Genomic DNA, 13,975 nt, shown 5'->3' with positions numbered 1-13,975 from the left:
CCGGGTGGCGATGCCGGGGGCGCCGGCGTCCCGCGGCGTCCGCGGCGGTGCCGGACAGCGGATGCGAGCCGGGGCGGCGGGTGACGCCCCGGCGCCGGGGGTGTAGTCAGCCGCCGTCGCGGCGCCGCGGCAAGGGGGCGGCCCTCACAGGTCCTCGTTCCTCACGGGCGACGCCCGACATTGTCCCGAGCGGGGCGCGCCACCGCGCCGATCGATGCTCACCCTGGAGGCCAGAGCCGTGCGGCGTGTCGGTGTCCCCACTCTTGCCCTGACGCTGTGTCTCGCGGGGACGGCCGCCGCGCAGGTGCCGGCGGCGCCCTCGCCCCTCGACAATTACGCGTCGGCGGCGGCCACGACCATCATCGCCGAGCAGGCCTGTCCGGGCGTGCAGGTCCGGGCCGGGCAGCTGACGACGCTCCGCCTCGCGGCCCGGGTCAATGCCGGGCAGGAGGCGATGCTGGAGGAGAAGCTGCGGACCCGCGCCACGCAGGTGCGCCAGCAGCTCGCCGCCGACGGCCGGGACACCTGGTGCGCGCAGGCGCTCGCCGCCTTCGGCCCGGAGGGAAGCGTCGCGAAGGGCATCCTGGCGACCGGCGCGCCGATCCGCTGACGCCGCCCGGCAGGCCGCAGCGGATTGACATGGCGCCGCCGCGCCCGTACTGACCTCGCACGGCGCGCGGCCTCTGCTGGGGTCCGCGCGTTTCGCGTTGTCCGGGCCGAACGCCCGCGCAATGACTTCAAACAAGAAGCCGGTCCAGGGGCAGCCGTCCCGGAGGCCGTTCGAGAACACGAGAGAACGATGTTCGCAGTCATCAAGACGGGCGGTAAGCAGTACCGCGTCGCCGCCAACGACACCATCACGATCGCCTCCCTGGCAGGCGAGGCCGGCGAGGCCGTGACCTTCGGCGAGGTCCTCCTGTTCGCCGACGGCGCGGGCGCGACCCAGGTCGGCGCCCCGACCCTGTCGGGCATCAGCGTCACGGGCGAGATCGTGCGCCACGGCCGCGACAAGAAGGTCATCGCCTTCAAGAAGCGCCGCCGGCAGAACTCCCGCCGCAAGCGCGGCCATCGCCAGGACCACACGGTCGTGCGCATCACCGGCATTTCGGCCTGACGCACGCCAGACGCTGGGCGCGTACGGTCCCCTGAGAGGGATCGATCCGCGACCGCATCCAAGCCACTCAGAATTCGGAGCTCATCCCATGGCACACAAGAAGGCTGGCGGCTCGTCCCGCAACGGTCGCGACTCGGAAGGCCGGCGCCTCGGCGTCAAGAAGTTCGGCTCGGAGGCCGTGATTCCGGGCAACATCATCGTGCGTCAGCGCGGCACCAAATGGCATCCCGGCGCCAATGTCGGCATGGGCAAGGACCACACGATCTTCGCGCTGGTACCGGGCCATGTCCGCTTCGAGACGCGCCGCGGGCGCGCCTTCGTAGGTGTTACCCCGCTGGCCGAGGCCGCGGAATAAGAGGCGGGCGCCCTGAGTGGCGAAGCTGGCGTCCCGCCCGGTGTCCCACACCGGACCGGAGACGTCGTTGCCGAGCCCCTGACGGGCCAGGTCGGACGGAACACCGGGGAGGATGGGACGCCATCCTCCCCTTCGTCGTCTTGAGGCGGTGGCCCGGAGCCGGGAACGCCGCCCTGCGAGGGCACGATGTTCCCCGATCTGACCCGCGATGACGTTTTCCGGATCGAGACACGGCGGCTGTGGCTGCGCTGGCCGACAGCCAAAGACAGGGACGCGATCCTGAAGCTGGCCGGCGACCCGTCTGTGGCCGCGATGCTGGCGCGTGTGCCGCACCCGCTCCCGGCCCCGGCGGTGGACGCGTTCCTGCTGCAGGCGCGCTCGCAGAACGCCGCCGGGTCGGCGCTCACGCTCGCCCTCGCGCCTCGGGCGGCGCCGGGCAGCCTCATCGGTGTCATCAGCATCGAGGAGCGGACCGACGCGGCCCCGGAGCTCGGCTACTGGCTCGGGCAGCCCTACTGGGGCAGCGGCCTGATGGCCGAGGCCGTCACGGCCCTGTGCCACGCCTTCTTCGCCTATACCGGCGGGACGGAACTCGCAGCGTCCGCCCGCACGGTCAACCCCGCGTCCCGGCGCGTGCTGGAGACCTGCGGCTTCGTGCAGGCCGGCAGCGCGACCCGGCCGTTCCCGGCGCGCGGCGCGGATCTGCCGGTCGATCTCTTCAGCCTCGACCGGCGGCGCTGGCAGGCTTCGCCGTCGGAGCCGGCGATGACGCGGGCCGCCTGAGGCGGTCCCGCGGCGCCGGGGCTGGCCGGCGGCCGCTCACAGGGTGATGGTGCGGGTCGCGAATCCGCGCCCGACAAAGGATTCAGGTCGTGAAGTTCCTCGACGAAGCCAAGGTCTATGTCCGCTCCGGTGACGGCGGTCCCGGCTGCGTCTCGTTCCGGCGCGAGAAGTTCATCGAGTTCGGAGGACCGAACGGCGGCGACGGCGGCCGGGGCGGCGATGTCTGGGTGGAATGCGTCGAGGGTCTCAACACCCTGATCGACTACCGATACCAGCAGCACTTCAAGGCGAAGAAGGGCGAGCACGGCATGGGCTCGAACTGCCACGGCGCCAACGGCGCCGACACGGTCCTGAAGGTCCCGGCCGGCACGCAGATCTTCTCCGAAGACGGCGAGACGCTTCTCGCCGACCTGACCGAGGTCGGCCAGAAGATCCGTCTCGCGAAGGGCGGCAACGGCGGCTTCGGCAACGCCTACTTCACGACGTCCACCAATCGCGCCCCGAAGCACGCCAACCCCGGCCAGGAAGGCCAGGAGATGTGGATCTGGCTGCGGCTCAAGCTGATCGCCGATGCCGGCCTCGTCGGCCTCCCGAATGCCGGAAAGTCGACCTTCCTGGCGAGCGTCACCGCGGCGAAGCCGAAGATCGCCGACTACCCGTTCACGACCCTGCATCCCGGCCTCGGCGTGGTGCGGTCGGACGGGCGCGAGTTCGTGCTCGCCGACATCCCGGGCCTGATCGAGGGTGCCCACGAGGGCGTCGGCCTCGGCGACAAGTTCCTCGCCCATGTCGAGCGCTGCCGGGTGCTGCTGCACCTCGTGGACGGCACGAGCGAGCATGCCGGCAAGACCTACAAGCTGGTCCGCGGCGAGATCGAGGCCTACGGCAACGGCCTCGCGGAGAAGCCCGAGATCGTGGCGCTCTCGAAGGCCGACGCCCTCGACGCCGACACCCTCAAGAGCCAGGTGGCGAAGCTGAAGCGCGCCGCCGGCCGCGCGCCGCTGATCCTGTCCTCGGCGAGCCGCAAGGGCGTTCCCGAGGCGCTGCGGGCGCTCCAAACCGAGATCGACGCCAGCGCCGAGGCCGAGCGGAAGCCGGTAGCCGCCTGGCAGCCGTAGCCCTCGACCGACTGTTCAAAGGGCGGCTCTTGGTTCACACCCGCCGTCGACGCGCCGTCCCGCAAGAATCATGATCCCTGCCCTCGAAGAATTTCGCCGTGTGGTCATCAAGGTCGGCTCGGCCCTGCTGGTCGACCGCAGTGCCGGCCGCCTGCGCCATGCCTGGCTCGCGGCGCTGGCCGAGGACATCGCGGAGTTGCACGGGCGCGGCGTCGACGTTCTGGTCGTGTCGTCCGGCAGCATCGCCCTCGGCCGGACGGTGCTGGGTTTGCCGCCCGGCGTCCTGCGCCTGGAGGAGAGCCAGGGCGCGGCCTCGGTGGGGCAGATCACGCTGGCGCGCCACTGGGCCGAAGCTCTGGGCCATCACGGCATCGTCGCAGGCCAGATCCTCGTGACGCCGCAGGACACCGAGGAGCGCCGCCGCTACCTCAACGCCCGCGCCACCGTGCTGAAGCTCCTGGAGATGCGCGCGGTCCCGGTCGTGAACGAGAACGACACGGTGGCGACCTCGGAGATCCGCTACGGCGACAACGACCGGCTCGCCGCCCGGGTCGCCACCATGATCGACGCCGACGTGCTGGTGCTGTTCTCGGACATCGACGGCCTCTACACCGCGCCGCCCAAGAGCGATCCGGACGCCCGCCACCTCGCCGTGGTCGAGCGCATCACCCCGGAGATCGAGGCGATGGCCGGCGGCCCGGCCTCCGAGCTGTCGCGGGGCGGCATGCGCACCAAGGTCGAGGCCGCCAAGATCGCCGCCTCGGGCGGCACGCACCTGGTCATCGCGGACGGACGCGGGAAGAACCCGCTCAAGGCCGTGCGGGACGGCGCGCGCTGCACGTGGTTCCTGTCGGGCTCCACGCCGACGGCCGCCCGGAAGACCTGGATCGCCGGCTCCCTCGAGCCACGCGGCACGCTGACGATCGACGCGGGTGCCGAGCAGGCGCTCCGGAGCGGGGCCAGCCTGCTCCCGGTGGGCGTGCGGGCGATCGAGGGCAGCTTCTCGCGCGGCGACGCCGTGATGATCCGCGATCCGGAGGGCCGGATCCTGGGCCGCGGCCTGGTGGCGTACGACAGCGCCGAGGCCGCGCTGATCATCGGTCATCCGAGCGCGCGCATTCCGGAACTGCTCAATTATCCCGGTCGCGCCTGGATGGTGCACCGCGATGACTTGGCACTGTTCTAGAAGTCGCGGACATAAGCTAATCTATATACAATTTTTCCTCTCAATTACCGTCACAATTCCCGGCCCGGCACTCTTGTCGGGACGGCGCTCGATGTGCAAATACGGCGCTTTCCCCCGTCCGGGTCGCGCGTGCGGCCGTCGACAACCGAGGACGCCAGCGTGCCCGTCCTGAACCTGAGATCGGACTTCGCCGAGGCCGATGCCCTCCCGGAGCAGATGGGGGCGATCGGCCGTCGCGCCCGGGCGGCGGCGCGGCGCATGGCGCTGGCCTCGGCGCGGACCAAGGACGCGGCGCTCAAGCTGATCGCCGAGCGGATCCGCGCGAGCCGCGACGAGATCCTGAGCGAGAACGCGCGGGACGTGGCCGCGGCCCGGAGCGCGGGTCAGACCGCCGCGCTGATCGACCGGCTCACCCTCGACCCTGGGCGCCTCGCGGCCATCGCGGACGCCGTCGAGAAGGTCGGGTCGCTGGCCGACCCGGTCGGTCGCCAGCTCGCCGCGATCGAGCGGCCGAACGGCCTGCTGATCGAGCGCATCGCGGTGCCGCTCGGGGTCGTCGGCGTGATCTTCGAGGCGCGGCCCAACGTGACGGCGGATGCCGGAGCGCTCTGCCTCAAGGCCGGCAACGCGGCGATCCTTCGCGCCGGTTCGGACAGCCATCGCAGCGCCATGGCGATCGCGAGGGCCATGAGCCGGGGGCTCGCCGATGCCGGCCTGCCGGAGGACGCGATCCAGCTGGTGCCGACCCGCGACCGCGCCGCGGTCGGGCTGATGCTCGCCGGCCTCGACGGCTGCGTGGACGTGATCGTCCCGCGCGGCGGCCGCGGCCTCGTGGAGCGCGTCCAGGCCGAGGCGCGCGTTCCGGTCTTCGCCCATCTCGACGGCATCAACCACGTCTACGTCGCCGCGGCGGCCGACCTCGACATGGCCCGCACCGTGCTGCTCAACAGCAAGATGCGCCGGACCAGCGTCTGCGGCGCCGCCGAGACCCTGCTGGTCGACCGTGCCTGCGCGGCGACGCACCTCGCGCCGCTGGTCCAGGCCCTGCTCGACGCCGGCTGCGCGGTCCGGGGCGATGCCGCGACGCGCGCGGTCGATCCGCGCGTGACGGCCGCTTCCGAGGAGGATTGGCACACCGAGTACCTCGACGCGATCATCGCGGTGCGGGTGGTGGACGGGATCGAGGCCGCCATCGAGCACATCGAGACCTACGGATCGCATCACACGGACGCGATCATCACCGAGAACGACGCCGAGGCGACCCGTTTCCTGGCCGAAGTCGACTCGGCGATCGTCACGCACAACGCCTCCACGCAGTTCGCCGACGGCGGCGAGTTCGGCTTCGGGGCCGAGATCGGCATCGCCACGGGGCGGATGCACGCGCGCGGGCCGGTGGGCGTCGAGCAGCTCACCACGTTCAAGTACCGGGTCCACGGCACCGGCCAGATTCGCCCGTGATCCGACCTGAAGGTCCGGCGTGCGGCTGACCCTGCCGCCGAGCGCCCCCGGCATGCGGATCGGCCTCTACGGCGGATCCTTCAATCCGGCCCATCTGGGCCACCGGCACGTGACCCTCTCGGCCCTGCGGCGGCTCGGGCTCGATCGCGTCTGGTGGCTGGTGAGCCCGGGCAATCCGCTGAAGAGCCGGTGCGCCCTCCCCTCCGTCGCAGCGCGGTGCGCCCAGGCGCGCGAGATCGCCCGGCACCCCCGGATCGCCGTGACAGGGATCGAGGCGGCGCTCGGCGTCCGCTTCACGGTCCAGACGCTGCGGTTCCTCACGCGCCGGTGTCCGGGCGTCCACTTCGTCTGGATCATGGGGGCCGATTCCCTCGGCACCTTCCATCGCTGGAAGGGTTTCGCCGAGATCGCGCGACTCGTGCCGATCGCCGTCATCGACCGGCCCGGCTTCACCATGACGCCGCTGAGCGCCCGGGCCGCGCAACGCCTCGCCGACGCCCGGGTCCCCGAGGCGGCGGCATCGACGCTCGCGCTACGGTCGCCGCCGGCCTGGGTGTTCCTCCACGGGCCCCGCTCGACCCTCTCGTCCACGCAGATCCGCGCGCGCAGGGGCGCGCCGACGCCGCGACCGCAGCCTGCGCGGTTGCAATCGGGGCGCGATACCGCCAATTTCACCTGATCCCGCAAGGCCCGACGTCGCCGTGCGGCAGAACGAGGAACCAGGACTCTGCCCGAGACCAGTCGCACGGAGACGATCCGCACCCCCGTCCAAGCCCCGGTCGAAGCCGGTCAGGCGCGCTCGGACGATCTGAAGGCACTCGCCCTCGAATGCCTCGACGACATGAAGGCCGAGGAGACGATCGCGATCGATCTGGCCGGCAAGACCTCGCTCGCCGACACGATGATCATCACGTCGGGTCGCTCGCAGCGGCACGTCGGGTCGATCGCCGACAAGATCATCCAGGAGATGAAGAACCGCGGCTTCGGCAATGCCCGGGTCGAGGGCATGCCGGCCTGCGACTGGGTGCTGATCGACGCCGGCGACGTGCTGGTGCACATCTTCCGCCCCGAAGTCCGCGGCTTCTACAATCTCGAGAAGATGTGGGGCGCCGACCGTCCCGTCGGGCTCGCGGCCGGCTAGGCCGGACCGAGGTCCATGCGCCTGATCCTGGCCGCGGTCGGACGGCTGAAGGCCGGGCCGGAGCGCGAGCTCGCGTCACGATATCGCGACCGCGCCGCACAACTCGGACGCGGCCTCGGCTTCCCGTCCTGCGACAACGTCGAGATTCCGGAATCCCGGGCCCGTCGCGCCCCCGACCGGTGCGCCGAGGAGGCGGCGGCGCTCGCGACCTATCTGCCCTCCGGCGGAGTCCTCGTCGCCTACGACGAGCGCGGCCGGGCCGATCTCGGCAGCGAGGCCCTGGCAGAACGCGTCGCCGGCTGGCGCGATGCGGCCCGGCCGGCTCTGGTCGTGACGATCGGTGGGCCGGACGGGCTGGACGCCTCAATTCGGACGCGGGCCGAGTTGATCCTGTCGTTCGGGGCCGCCACCCTGCCCCACGGACTCGTTCGCGTGCTCGCCCTCGAACAACTCTATCGCAGCCTCACGATCCTGGCCGGACACCCCTACCATCGCGGTGAGGCGGGCTGAACGGCCGTGGGGAAGTCCGAGACCGAGGCCGAGTCCAACCCCGTGCCGCGGCGCGGACGCGCGGCATTCGCCCTGCTGGCCGTGCTGTCGATCACCGTGGCCGCGCGCGCCGAGGCCCCGAAGCCCACGGACCCCGAGGCGATACAGCGGGCCAACGAGGAGCGGGAGCGCCGGGCCGAGAACCTGAAACGCGTGCAGGACGCCCTGGCCGCCAGCGCCGGACAGCGCGCGCAGTTCGAGGCCGAGATCGCCGCGATCGGGTCTGACCGCGCGAAGCTCGACACAGCCCTCCTCGACGCGAACCGGCAGGCGCAGGCGACGGAAGATCGCCTGAGCCGCCTCGAGGAGCGCCTGAAGGCGATGAGCGAGAGCGAGGCCGCGATCCGGCACTCGCTGCAGGGTCGGCGCGGCATCGTCGCCGAGATCCTGGCGGCGCTCCAGCGCATGGGCCGTCGTCCGCCACCGGCCGTGCTGGTGAGTCCCGAGGACGTGCTGGCCGCGATCCGGACCTCGATGCTGCTCGGCGCGGTGGTGCCGGAACTGCGCGGTGAGGTCGACACGCTCGCGGCCGATCTCGCGGAAATGATCAGGCTGCGCGGTTTGATCGCGCAGGACAAGGAAGGGCTCTCGAGCGATCTCGCCGGCTGGGCGAGGGAGCAGCAGCGCCTCCAGGCCCTCGTCGCGGCCCGGCGCGCACGGCAGGCGGAGGTTGAGAGCGGCCTGACCGCCGAACGGCGCCGGGCCACCGAGCTCGGCGCGCAGGCCAAGACCCTGAAGGATCTGCTCGACCGCACGGAGGCGGAGGTCGCGGCGGCGAAGCGCTCCGCCGAGGAGGCCAAGGCCGCCGCGGAGCGCGAAGTGCGCATCACCCAGGAGCGGTTCGCCGCGGCCGGCTTCCGCGATCCCGCGCGGCTGGCCCCCAAGGTGCACTTCGCCGAGGCACGGGGCGAAGTGCCGCGGCCGGTGAGCGGTCGCGTCGCACGGGGATTCAACCAGCCCGATGGCAATGGGGGGACGACGCGCGGCGTGTCGTTCACGACCCGCCCGAAGGCTTCGGTCTCCTCCCCGGCCGACGGGTGGGTGCAGTTCGCCGGGCCGTTTCGGTCCTATGGCCAACTCTTGATCATCAACGCGGGCGACGGCTACTATCTTCTGCTCGCGGGAATGGACCAGATCAGCGTCGAGGTCGGTCAGTTCGTGCTCGCGGGCGAACCGGTCGGCAGCATGGGCGACAAGGGTGCGGGTCCCGGCGGGTCCGAGGGTGATCCCACGCTCTACGTCGAGTTCAAGAAGGACGGCGGCTCCATCGATCCGGAGCCGTGGTGGGCGAAGAGCCCGAATAATACGGTACTTGGCGAGAAGGTTCGCGGCTGATGCGCAAGACTTCCCTGATCATGCTCGGCGCCTTCCTCGGTGCCGGAACGTCCATGGTGGCGACCCAGACCGACTTCCTGTCGGGTCCGCGGGCCGTGGCCGCCTCGGCCGAGACCTACCGCCAGCTCAGCCTGTTCGGCGACGTCTTCGAGAAGGTCCGCACCGACTACGTCGAGAAGCCGGACGAGTCGAAGATGATCGAGGCGGCCGTCAACGGCATGCTGACGTCGCTCGATCCGCACTCGAGCTACATGGACGCCAAGGCGTTCCGCGACATGCAGACCACCACCCGCGGCGAGTTCGGCGGGCTCGGCATCGAGGTCACGATGGAGGACGGCCTGATCAAGGTCGTCACGCCGATCGACGACACCCCCGCGGCGAAGGCGGGCCTGCTCGCGAACGACATCATCACGCAGATCGATGACGACCAGGTCCAGGGCCTCACCCTGAACCAGGCGGTCGACAAGATGCGCGGCCCGGTGAACTCGAGCGTGAAGCTCAAGATCACCCGCAAGGAATCGAAGGATCCGATCGACGTCACGCTCACCCGCGACGTCATCAAGATCAAGCCGGTGCGCTCGAAGATCGAGGGCGGCGACGTCGCCTATATCCGCCTCACCCAGTTCAACGAGCAGACCTTCGACGGCATGCGGGCCGCGATCGACAAGCTCACCGGCGAGATCGGTGCCGACAAGATCAAAGGCTACATCGTCGACCTGCGCAACAACCCGGGCGGCCTGCTCGATCAGGCCGTGATGGTCTCGGACGCCTTCCTCGATCGCGGCGAGATCGTCTCCACCCGCGGCCGCAACCCGGACGAGACCCAGCGCTTCTCCGCCAAGGCGGGGGATCTGACCAAGGGCAAGCCCATCGTGGTGCTGGTCAACGGCGGCTCCGCCTCGGCCTCCGAGATCGTGGCCGGCGCCCTCCAGGATCACAAGCGCGCGACCATCATGGGGACGCGCTCCTTCGGCAAGGGCTCGGTGCAGTCGATCATCCCGCTCGGCGGCTCAGGCGCCCTCCGGCTCACCACGGCGCGCTACTACACGCCGTCGGGCCGCTCGATCCAGGCCAAGGGCATCGAGCCGGACGTCGAGGTCACGCAGGACGTGCCGGACGAGCTCAAGGGCAAGGACGAGACGAAGGGTGAGGCCGGGCTCAAGGGCCACCTGAAGCAGAAGGACACCGACGAGCGCGGCGGATCCTCCGCCTACGTCCCGCCGGACCCGGCCAAGGACAAGCAGCTGATCTCGGCCGTCGACTTCCTCCACGGCATCCAGAAGGGCGCCGCCAACGGGACGCCCGCGCCGCAGCAGCAGAAGCCGAGCCTGCCGAACTGATCACGCGGCCTCGCGCTGCGCCAGGACCCGATCCCGCCCGGCCACCCCCGGGCGGGATTTCCCGTTCTGGGACCGAGCATTAGCGGAACGTTAACCATACCCGGCCGCAATGGATCCGAGGGTTGGGACCGCGCCGACCGGCGCAGGAACCGCGATCCCGTATCGAGAGCCGCTTGACCGAGTCCACCGACGATATCCTCACGCGCCCCCTCGGGGTGCCGGAGGCGGCGCCGGCGCAGCCCGAAGGCCGGATCGGACGCCTCGTCGCGGCTGGCCGCCGGCCCCGGGTCGCGGCCGCCGCGCTCGCGGCCAGCTTCGTGGTGGCGGCCGGCCTGGTGCTCGCGCTGGGGGACCCGCACGGCGGTGAGCCCCGCGTCCAGGTGGCGATCACGATGCGCGAACCCGCGGCCCGCCCGGCCGCGCAGGCGCCAGCCGCACAGCAGCCCCAGGTGATCACGACGGAACCCGGAACCGCGCCGCTCCAGCGCAGTGCCGAGGAGGTCGAGACCGCCTCCGGCGTCACGGTCGTGCGCCCGGCCGGCAGCGGGCCGAGCGAGGCGGTGGTGATCCGTGTGCCGCCGCCGAGCGCCCCCCGTCTCGCCCAGGCCCCGGATCCGCGGATCAGCGAATCCGGCCGCCACGGTCTCATGCCGAAGCTGGGCGAGGGCCGCATCCGCGCCCTCGACGTGTACGCCCGATCGGAAGAGGCCGGCTCGGGGCCGCGCATCGCGATCGTGGTGACCGGTCTCGGTGTCGGCCAGGCCGCCACCGCCGGCGCCACCGCGCGCCTGCCCGCCGCCGTGAGTCTCGCCTTCCTGCCCTACGGCGGCGAGGTCGAGCGCGCCGCCGCGCGCGCCAGGGACGCGGGCCACGAAGTGTTCCTGCAACTCCCGATGGAGCCCTTCGACTATCCCGACAGCGACCCGGGCCCGCAGACGCTGCTCACCGCGTTGAAGGGGCTGGAGAATGCCGATCGGCAGGCCTGGGCGATGGCGCGCTTCCCGGGCTATGTCGGCGTCGTGAACTACATGGGCTCGAAGCTCATGGCCGATGCGGCGTTCGAGCCGGTCCTGCGCGAGATCGGCGCCCGCGGTTTGGGGTTCCTCGACGACGGCACGGCTCCGAAGCCCGCGGTCGCGCCCGCCAACAAGGGGAAGACGCCGGTCGCCCGCGCCGAGATCGTCCTCGACGCCACGCCGCGCGCCGACGCGATCGACGCCGCACTCGCCCAGGCCGAGGCTCGGGCCCGCGCCAACGGCTTCGCCCTGGTCTCGGCGACCGGGACACCGCTGAGCGTCGATCGGATCGCGCGCTGGGCGAAGGAGATCGAGTCCCGCGGGCTGCGCCTCGTGCCGGCGAGCGTGGCGCTGCGCGGCGCCCGCGACAAGCGAGTCTCCACGGCTGATTGAACGCGACCGTGTCGAAAGTCAGCGCAAGTAGATCCGGCACCGTCCGGATCGGTGAAGACTTGGTCGACGTTGCCGCCTCGCCCACCCCTGACCTATGGTCGCCGCGATGGTAACGGATTCGGACCCAGGCACTGCCCTGCCCTATCGCCCCTGCGTGGGCATCGCCCTGATCGCGCCGTCGGGCGGCGTCTTCGTCGGGCGTCGCAGCAAGGAGGCGGGTCCCGAGCACGTCGACGGTCCGCACATGTGGCAGATGCCGCAGGGCGGCATCGATCCCGGTGAGGATGCGGAAGCCGCCGCACGGCGCGAGCTCTACGAGGAGACCAACGTCCCGCCGGAGGCGGTGAAGCTCCTCGCCGAGATCCCGGACTGGCTGCCCTACGACCTGCCCCCGGCGGTGATGAAGCAGGCCTGGAAGGGCCGCTACCGTGGCCAGACGCAGAAATGGTTCGCCTACGGCTTCGTCGGCAGCGAGGACCTGATCGACGTGCTCCGGCCCGGCGGCGGCGCTCACAAGGCGGAATTCGACGCTTGGCGCTGGGCGCAACTCTCCGAACTTCCGGACCTGATCGTCCCATTCAAGCGGCCGGTCTACGAGCGGGTCGTCGCGGCCTTCTCCGGCCTCGATCGCTGGGCGGCGCGGTCATGACCGCGCGGACGGGGCGCTGAGGCCGTGCGCTGGCTCGCGGTCCCGGTCGCTCTCGCCCTGGCGTGGCTCGCCTTCACGATGAGCCCGCTCTGGTCGCTCTACGACCTCGCTCAGGCGGTGCGTCGGCACGACGCCGCCTATGTCGAGAGTCACGTGAACTTCAGGACGCTGCGGCTGTCGCTGGTCCGGCAGATCACCGCCGCGATGCGCGCGGCCTCTGAGAGCGATCCCGACCTGGAGCCGCGCGACCGCCAGCGCCTGAACGACGCCGCCTACGGGCTCGCCCTGGCGCTCGCCGAGACGATGGTGACGCCGGAGACGGTGATGGATCTGCTGGCCAACGGCTGGCCCGACAAGCTCGACGTCGAGCGGCCGGACGGCACCCGGTCTGAGGGCTTGGTCATCCGCGGCCTCGGGCGGCTCATACCCTACTACGCGGCTCTGGAGATGCGCGGCTTCCGCGCGGTCGTGATCCCGATCCCGCCGGAGGGGCCCCGCCCGGAACGCACGCGGATCCGGCTGCGGCTGCGCGGCCTGAGCTGGCGCCTCGTGGATATCGAGATGGCCGACATGCTGCGCGAGCAGATCGCCGCCAAGCTCAGCCGCGCGCTGGCGCGCGCCAAGATCGGCGCCAGCGCCGGCGAGGAGCGCTGACGGGCGCCGCGCCCCGGACGGCCGCGGCTCGCTACTTCGCCTTCGGGGCGCCCGCCGCGTCCTTGGGCTCGCGCGCCTCGATCAGGTCCTCGGCCTTCTCCTCGTCGGTGTCGCCGCTCTGCTCGATGGTCTTGCTCGGATTGGCCAGGAGGGAGCGCACGATCCCGAGCAGGACCTCGCACTCGCCCGGAAACTTGTAGCTCTCGAGGACGATGGCGGCGTCGCGCAGGGTCCGGAGGTCGCGGACCAGCTGCGCGTTAGCGTCCTCACGGAGCTCGCTCTTCTTGGCGATCGCCTCCTCGATCTGCGCGCCCTTCACGTCGCAGGCCGCCCGGGCCGGCGATGCGGCGACCGCGGCGGCGAGCGCGAGGCCGATTGCGGGAAGAGAGCGCCACATGGCGGGTATCCTCGGAGGTCCGGTTCAGAAGGATCGGAGGGGCGCGGTGCGCAGGACATCCTGCGTCAGCGCCACGAGCTGGCTCGGACGGTAGGGCTTCGGCACGAAGACCGAGCCCGGAACCGCCTCGCAGGTTGCCAGGGAAGCCCGGCCCCCGGAGGTGTAGACCACCGGGAGATCGGGCGAGAGCCGGCGGGCGCACCGGGCGAGCGACAGGCCGTCCGTGTTGCGGGCCAGATCGATATCGGTGAAGAGCAGGTCGACGCTCTCCCGGGACAGGATCGCCTCGGCCTCCCAGGCATCGGCGGCGGTGAGCACCCGGTACCCCTCGTCGAGGAGCGCCTCGGCGGCCAGCTCGCACACGGTCGGCTCATCCTCGACGACCAGGATCGTGGCGACGCCCCGGTCCGGGACGGGCAGGGTCGGGCAGACGAAAGCGGCGGCGAACGGAACCATGACGCAACTCCCACTCACCCGGCGGGGGCAC

General features: G+C 71.5%; 17 protein-coding genes. 15 read left to right on the top strand and 2 right to left on the bottom strand.

Annotation, left to right across the window (positions count from 1 at the left end):
* The first annotated feature begins 238 nt into the window (after positions 1–238).
* From J3A75_RS03355 to J3A75_RS03285, 15 genes are all read left to right on the top strand, one after another.
* Positions 239–610 (top strand): hypothetical protein, encoded by a 372-nt coding sequence (locus tag J3A75_RS03355; protein WP_244632913.1) that lies wholly within the window; start codon positions 239–241, stop codon positions 608–610.
* 189 nt (positions 611–799) lie between these two features.
* The gene (gene rplU, locus J3A75_RS03350) at positions 800–1,114 is read left to right on the top strand and encodes a 50S ribosomal protein L21 (protein ID WP_010683509.1); all 315 of its coding nucleotides are present in this window, start codon (positions 800–802) and stop codon (positions 1,112–1,114) included.
* A gap of 88 nt (positions 1,115–1,202) precedes the next feature.
* Entirely contained in the window at positions 1,203–1,469 is a 267-nt protein-coding gene (gene rpmA, locus J3A75_RS03345) for a 50S ribosomal protein L27 (RefSeq protein WP_012317134.1), read from the top strand.
* Between the two features lie 186 nt (positions 1,470–1,655).
* Positions 1,656–2,252 carry a GNAT family N-acetyltransferase gene (locus J3A75_RS03340; protein ID WP_012317133.1) on the top strand — a complete coding sequence of 199 codons (597 nt, stop codon included), beginning with the start codon at positions 1,656–1,658 and terminating at the stop codon, positions 2,250–2,252.
* Between the two features lie 89 nt (positions 2,253–2,341).
* Positions 2,342–3,370, top strand: a complete 1,029-nt coding sequence (gene obgE, locus J3A75_RS03335) for a GTPase ObgE (protein WP_012317132.1) — start codon at positions 2,342–2,344, stop codon at positions 3,368–3,370.
* Between the two features lie 70 nt (positions 3,371–3,440).
* A complete protein-coding gene (proB, locus tag J3A75_RS03330) occupies positions 3,441–4,556 on the top strand; it encodes a glutamate 5-kinase (RefSeq protein ID WP_012317131.1) in 1,116 nt (371 codons plus the stop codon).
* 159 nt (positions 4,557–4,715) lie between these two features.
* Positions 4,716–6,014 (top strand): glutamate-5-semialdehyde dehydrogenase, encoded by a 1,299-nt coding sequence (locus tag J3A75_RS03325; protein ID WP_043072912.1) that lies wholly within the window; start codon positions 4,716–4,718, stop codon positions 6,012–6,014.
* Between the two features lie 19 nt (positions 6,015–6,033).
* Entirely contained in the window at positions 6,034–6,693 is a 660-nt protein-coding gene (locus J3A75_RS03320; protein ID WP_209649694.1) for a nicotinate-nucleotide adenylyltransferase, read from the top strand.
* A 129-nt stretch (positions 6,694–6,822) separates the two neighbouring features.
* Positions 6,823–7,155, top strand: coding sequence for a ribosome silencing factor (rsfS, locus tag J3A75_RS03315; RefSeq protein ID WP_085985303.1), 333 nt, complete (start codon positions 6,823–6,825; stop codon positions 7,153–7,155).
* Between the two features lie 15 nt (positions 7,156–7,170).
* Complete coding sequence (gene rlmH, locus J3A75_RS03310; RefSeq protein ID WP_012317127.1) at positions 7,171–7,665, top strand: 23S rRNA (pseudouridine(1915)-N(3))-methyltransferase RlmH; 495 nt, start codon at positions 7,171–7,173, stop codon at positions 7,663–7,665.
* Positions 7,666–7,707: 42 nt separating this feature from the next.
* On the top strand, positions 7,708–9,039 hold the full coding sequence (locus J3A75_RS03305) for a murein hydrolase activator EnvC family protein (RefSeq protein WP_041372452.1): 1,332 nt from the start codon (positions 7,708–7,710) through the stop codon (positions 9,037–9,039).
* Positions 9,039–10,379 (top strand): S41 family peptidase, encoded by a 1,341-nt coding sequence (locus J3A75_RS03300; protein WP_012317125.1) that lies wholly within the window; start codon positions 9,039–9,041, stop codon positions 10,377–10,379. Before J3A75_RS03305 ends, J3A75_RS03300 begins: the two co-directional genes overlap by 1 nt.
* A 173-nt stretch (positions 10,380–10,552) precedes the next feature.
* Complete coding sequence (locus J3A75_RS03295) at positions 10,553–11,788, top strand: divergent polysaccharide deacetylase family protein (RefSeq protein WP_043072911.1); 1,236 nt, start codon at positions 10,553–10,555, stop codon at positions 11,786–11,788.
* Positions 11,789–11,882: 94 nt separating this feature from the next.
* Entirely contained in the window at positions 11,883–12,437 is a 555-nt protein-coding gene (locus J3A75_RS03290; protein WP_012317123.1) for an RNA pyrophosphohydrolase, read from the top strand.
* 24 nt (positions 12,438–12,461) lie between these two features.
* Positions 12,462–13,091 carry a DUF2939 domain-containing protein gene (locus J3A75_RS03285; RefSeq protein WP_070998265.1) on the top strand — a complete coding sequence of 210 codons (630 nt, stop codon included), beginning with the start codon at positions 12,462–12,464 and terminating at the stop codon, positions 13,089–13,091.
* 31 nt (positions 13,092–13,122) lie between these two features.
* On the opposite strand, the gene J3A75_RS03280 is transcribed toward J3A75_RS03285, so the two are convergent.
* Both J3A75_RS03280 and J3A75_RS03275 read right to left on the bottom strand, forming a co-directional pair.
* On the bottom strand, positions 13,123–13,488 hold the full coding sequence (locus J3A75_RS03280) for a hypothetical protein (protein ID WP_012317121.1): 366 nt from the start codon (positions 13,486–13,488) through the stop codon (positions 13,123–13,125).
* A 24-nt stretch (positions 13,489–13,512) separates the two neighbouring features.
* Positions 13,513–13,944 carry a response regulator gene (locus J3A75_RS03275; RefSeq protein ID WP_012317120.1) on the bottom strand — a complete coding sequence of 144 codons (432 nt, stop codon included), beginning with the start codon at positions 13,942–13,944 and terminating at the stop codon, positions 13,513–13,515.
* Positions 13,945–13,975: the final 31 nt, after the last annotated feature.

The organism is Methylobacterium sp. PvP105 (assembly GCF_017876975.1).
Lineage (GTDB): Bacteria > Pseudomonadota > Alphaproteobacteria > Rhizobiales > Beijerinckiaceae > Methylobacterium > Methylobacterium radiotolerans.
Note: the sequence above shows the minus strand (reverse complement) of the source record. Positions and strands in the feature narration are given on the sequence as shown.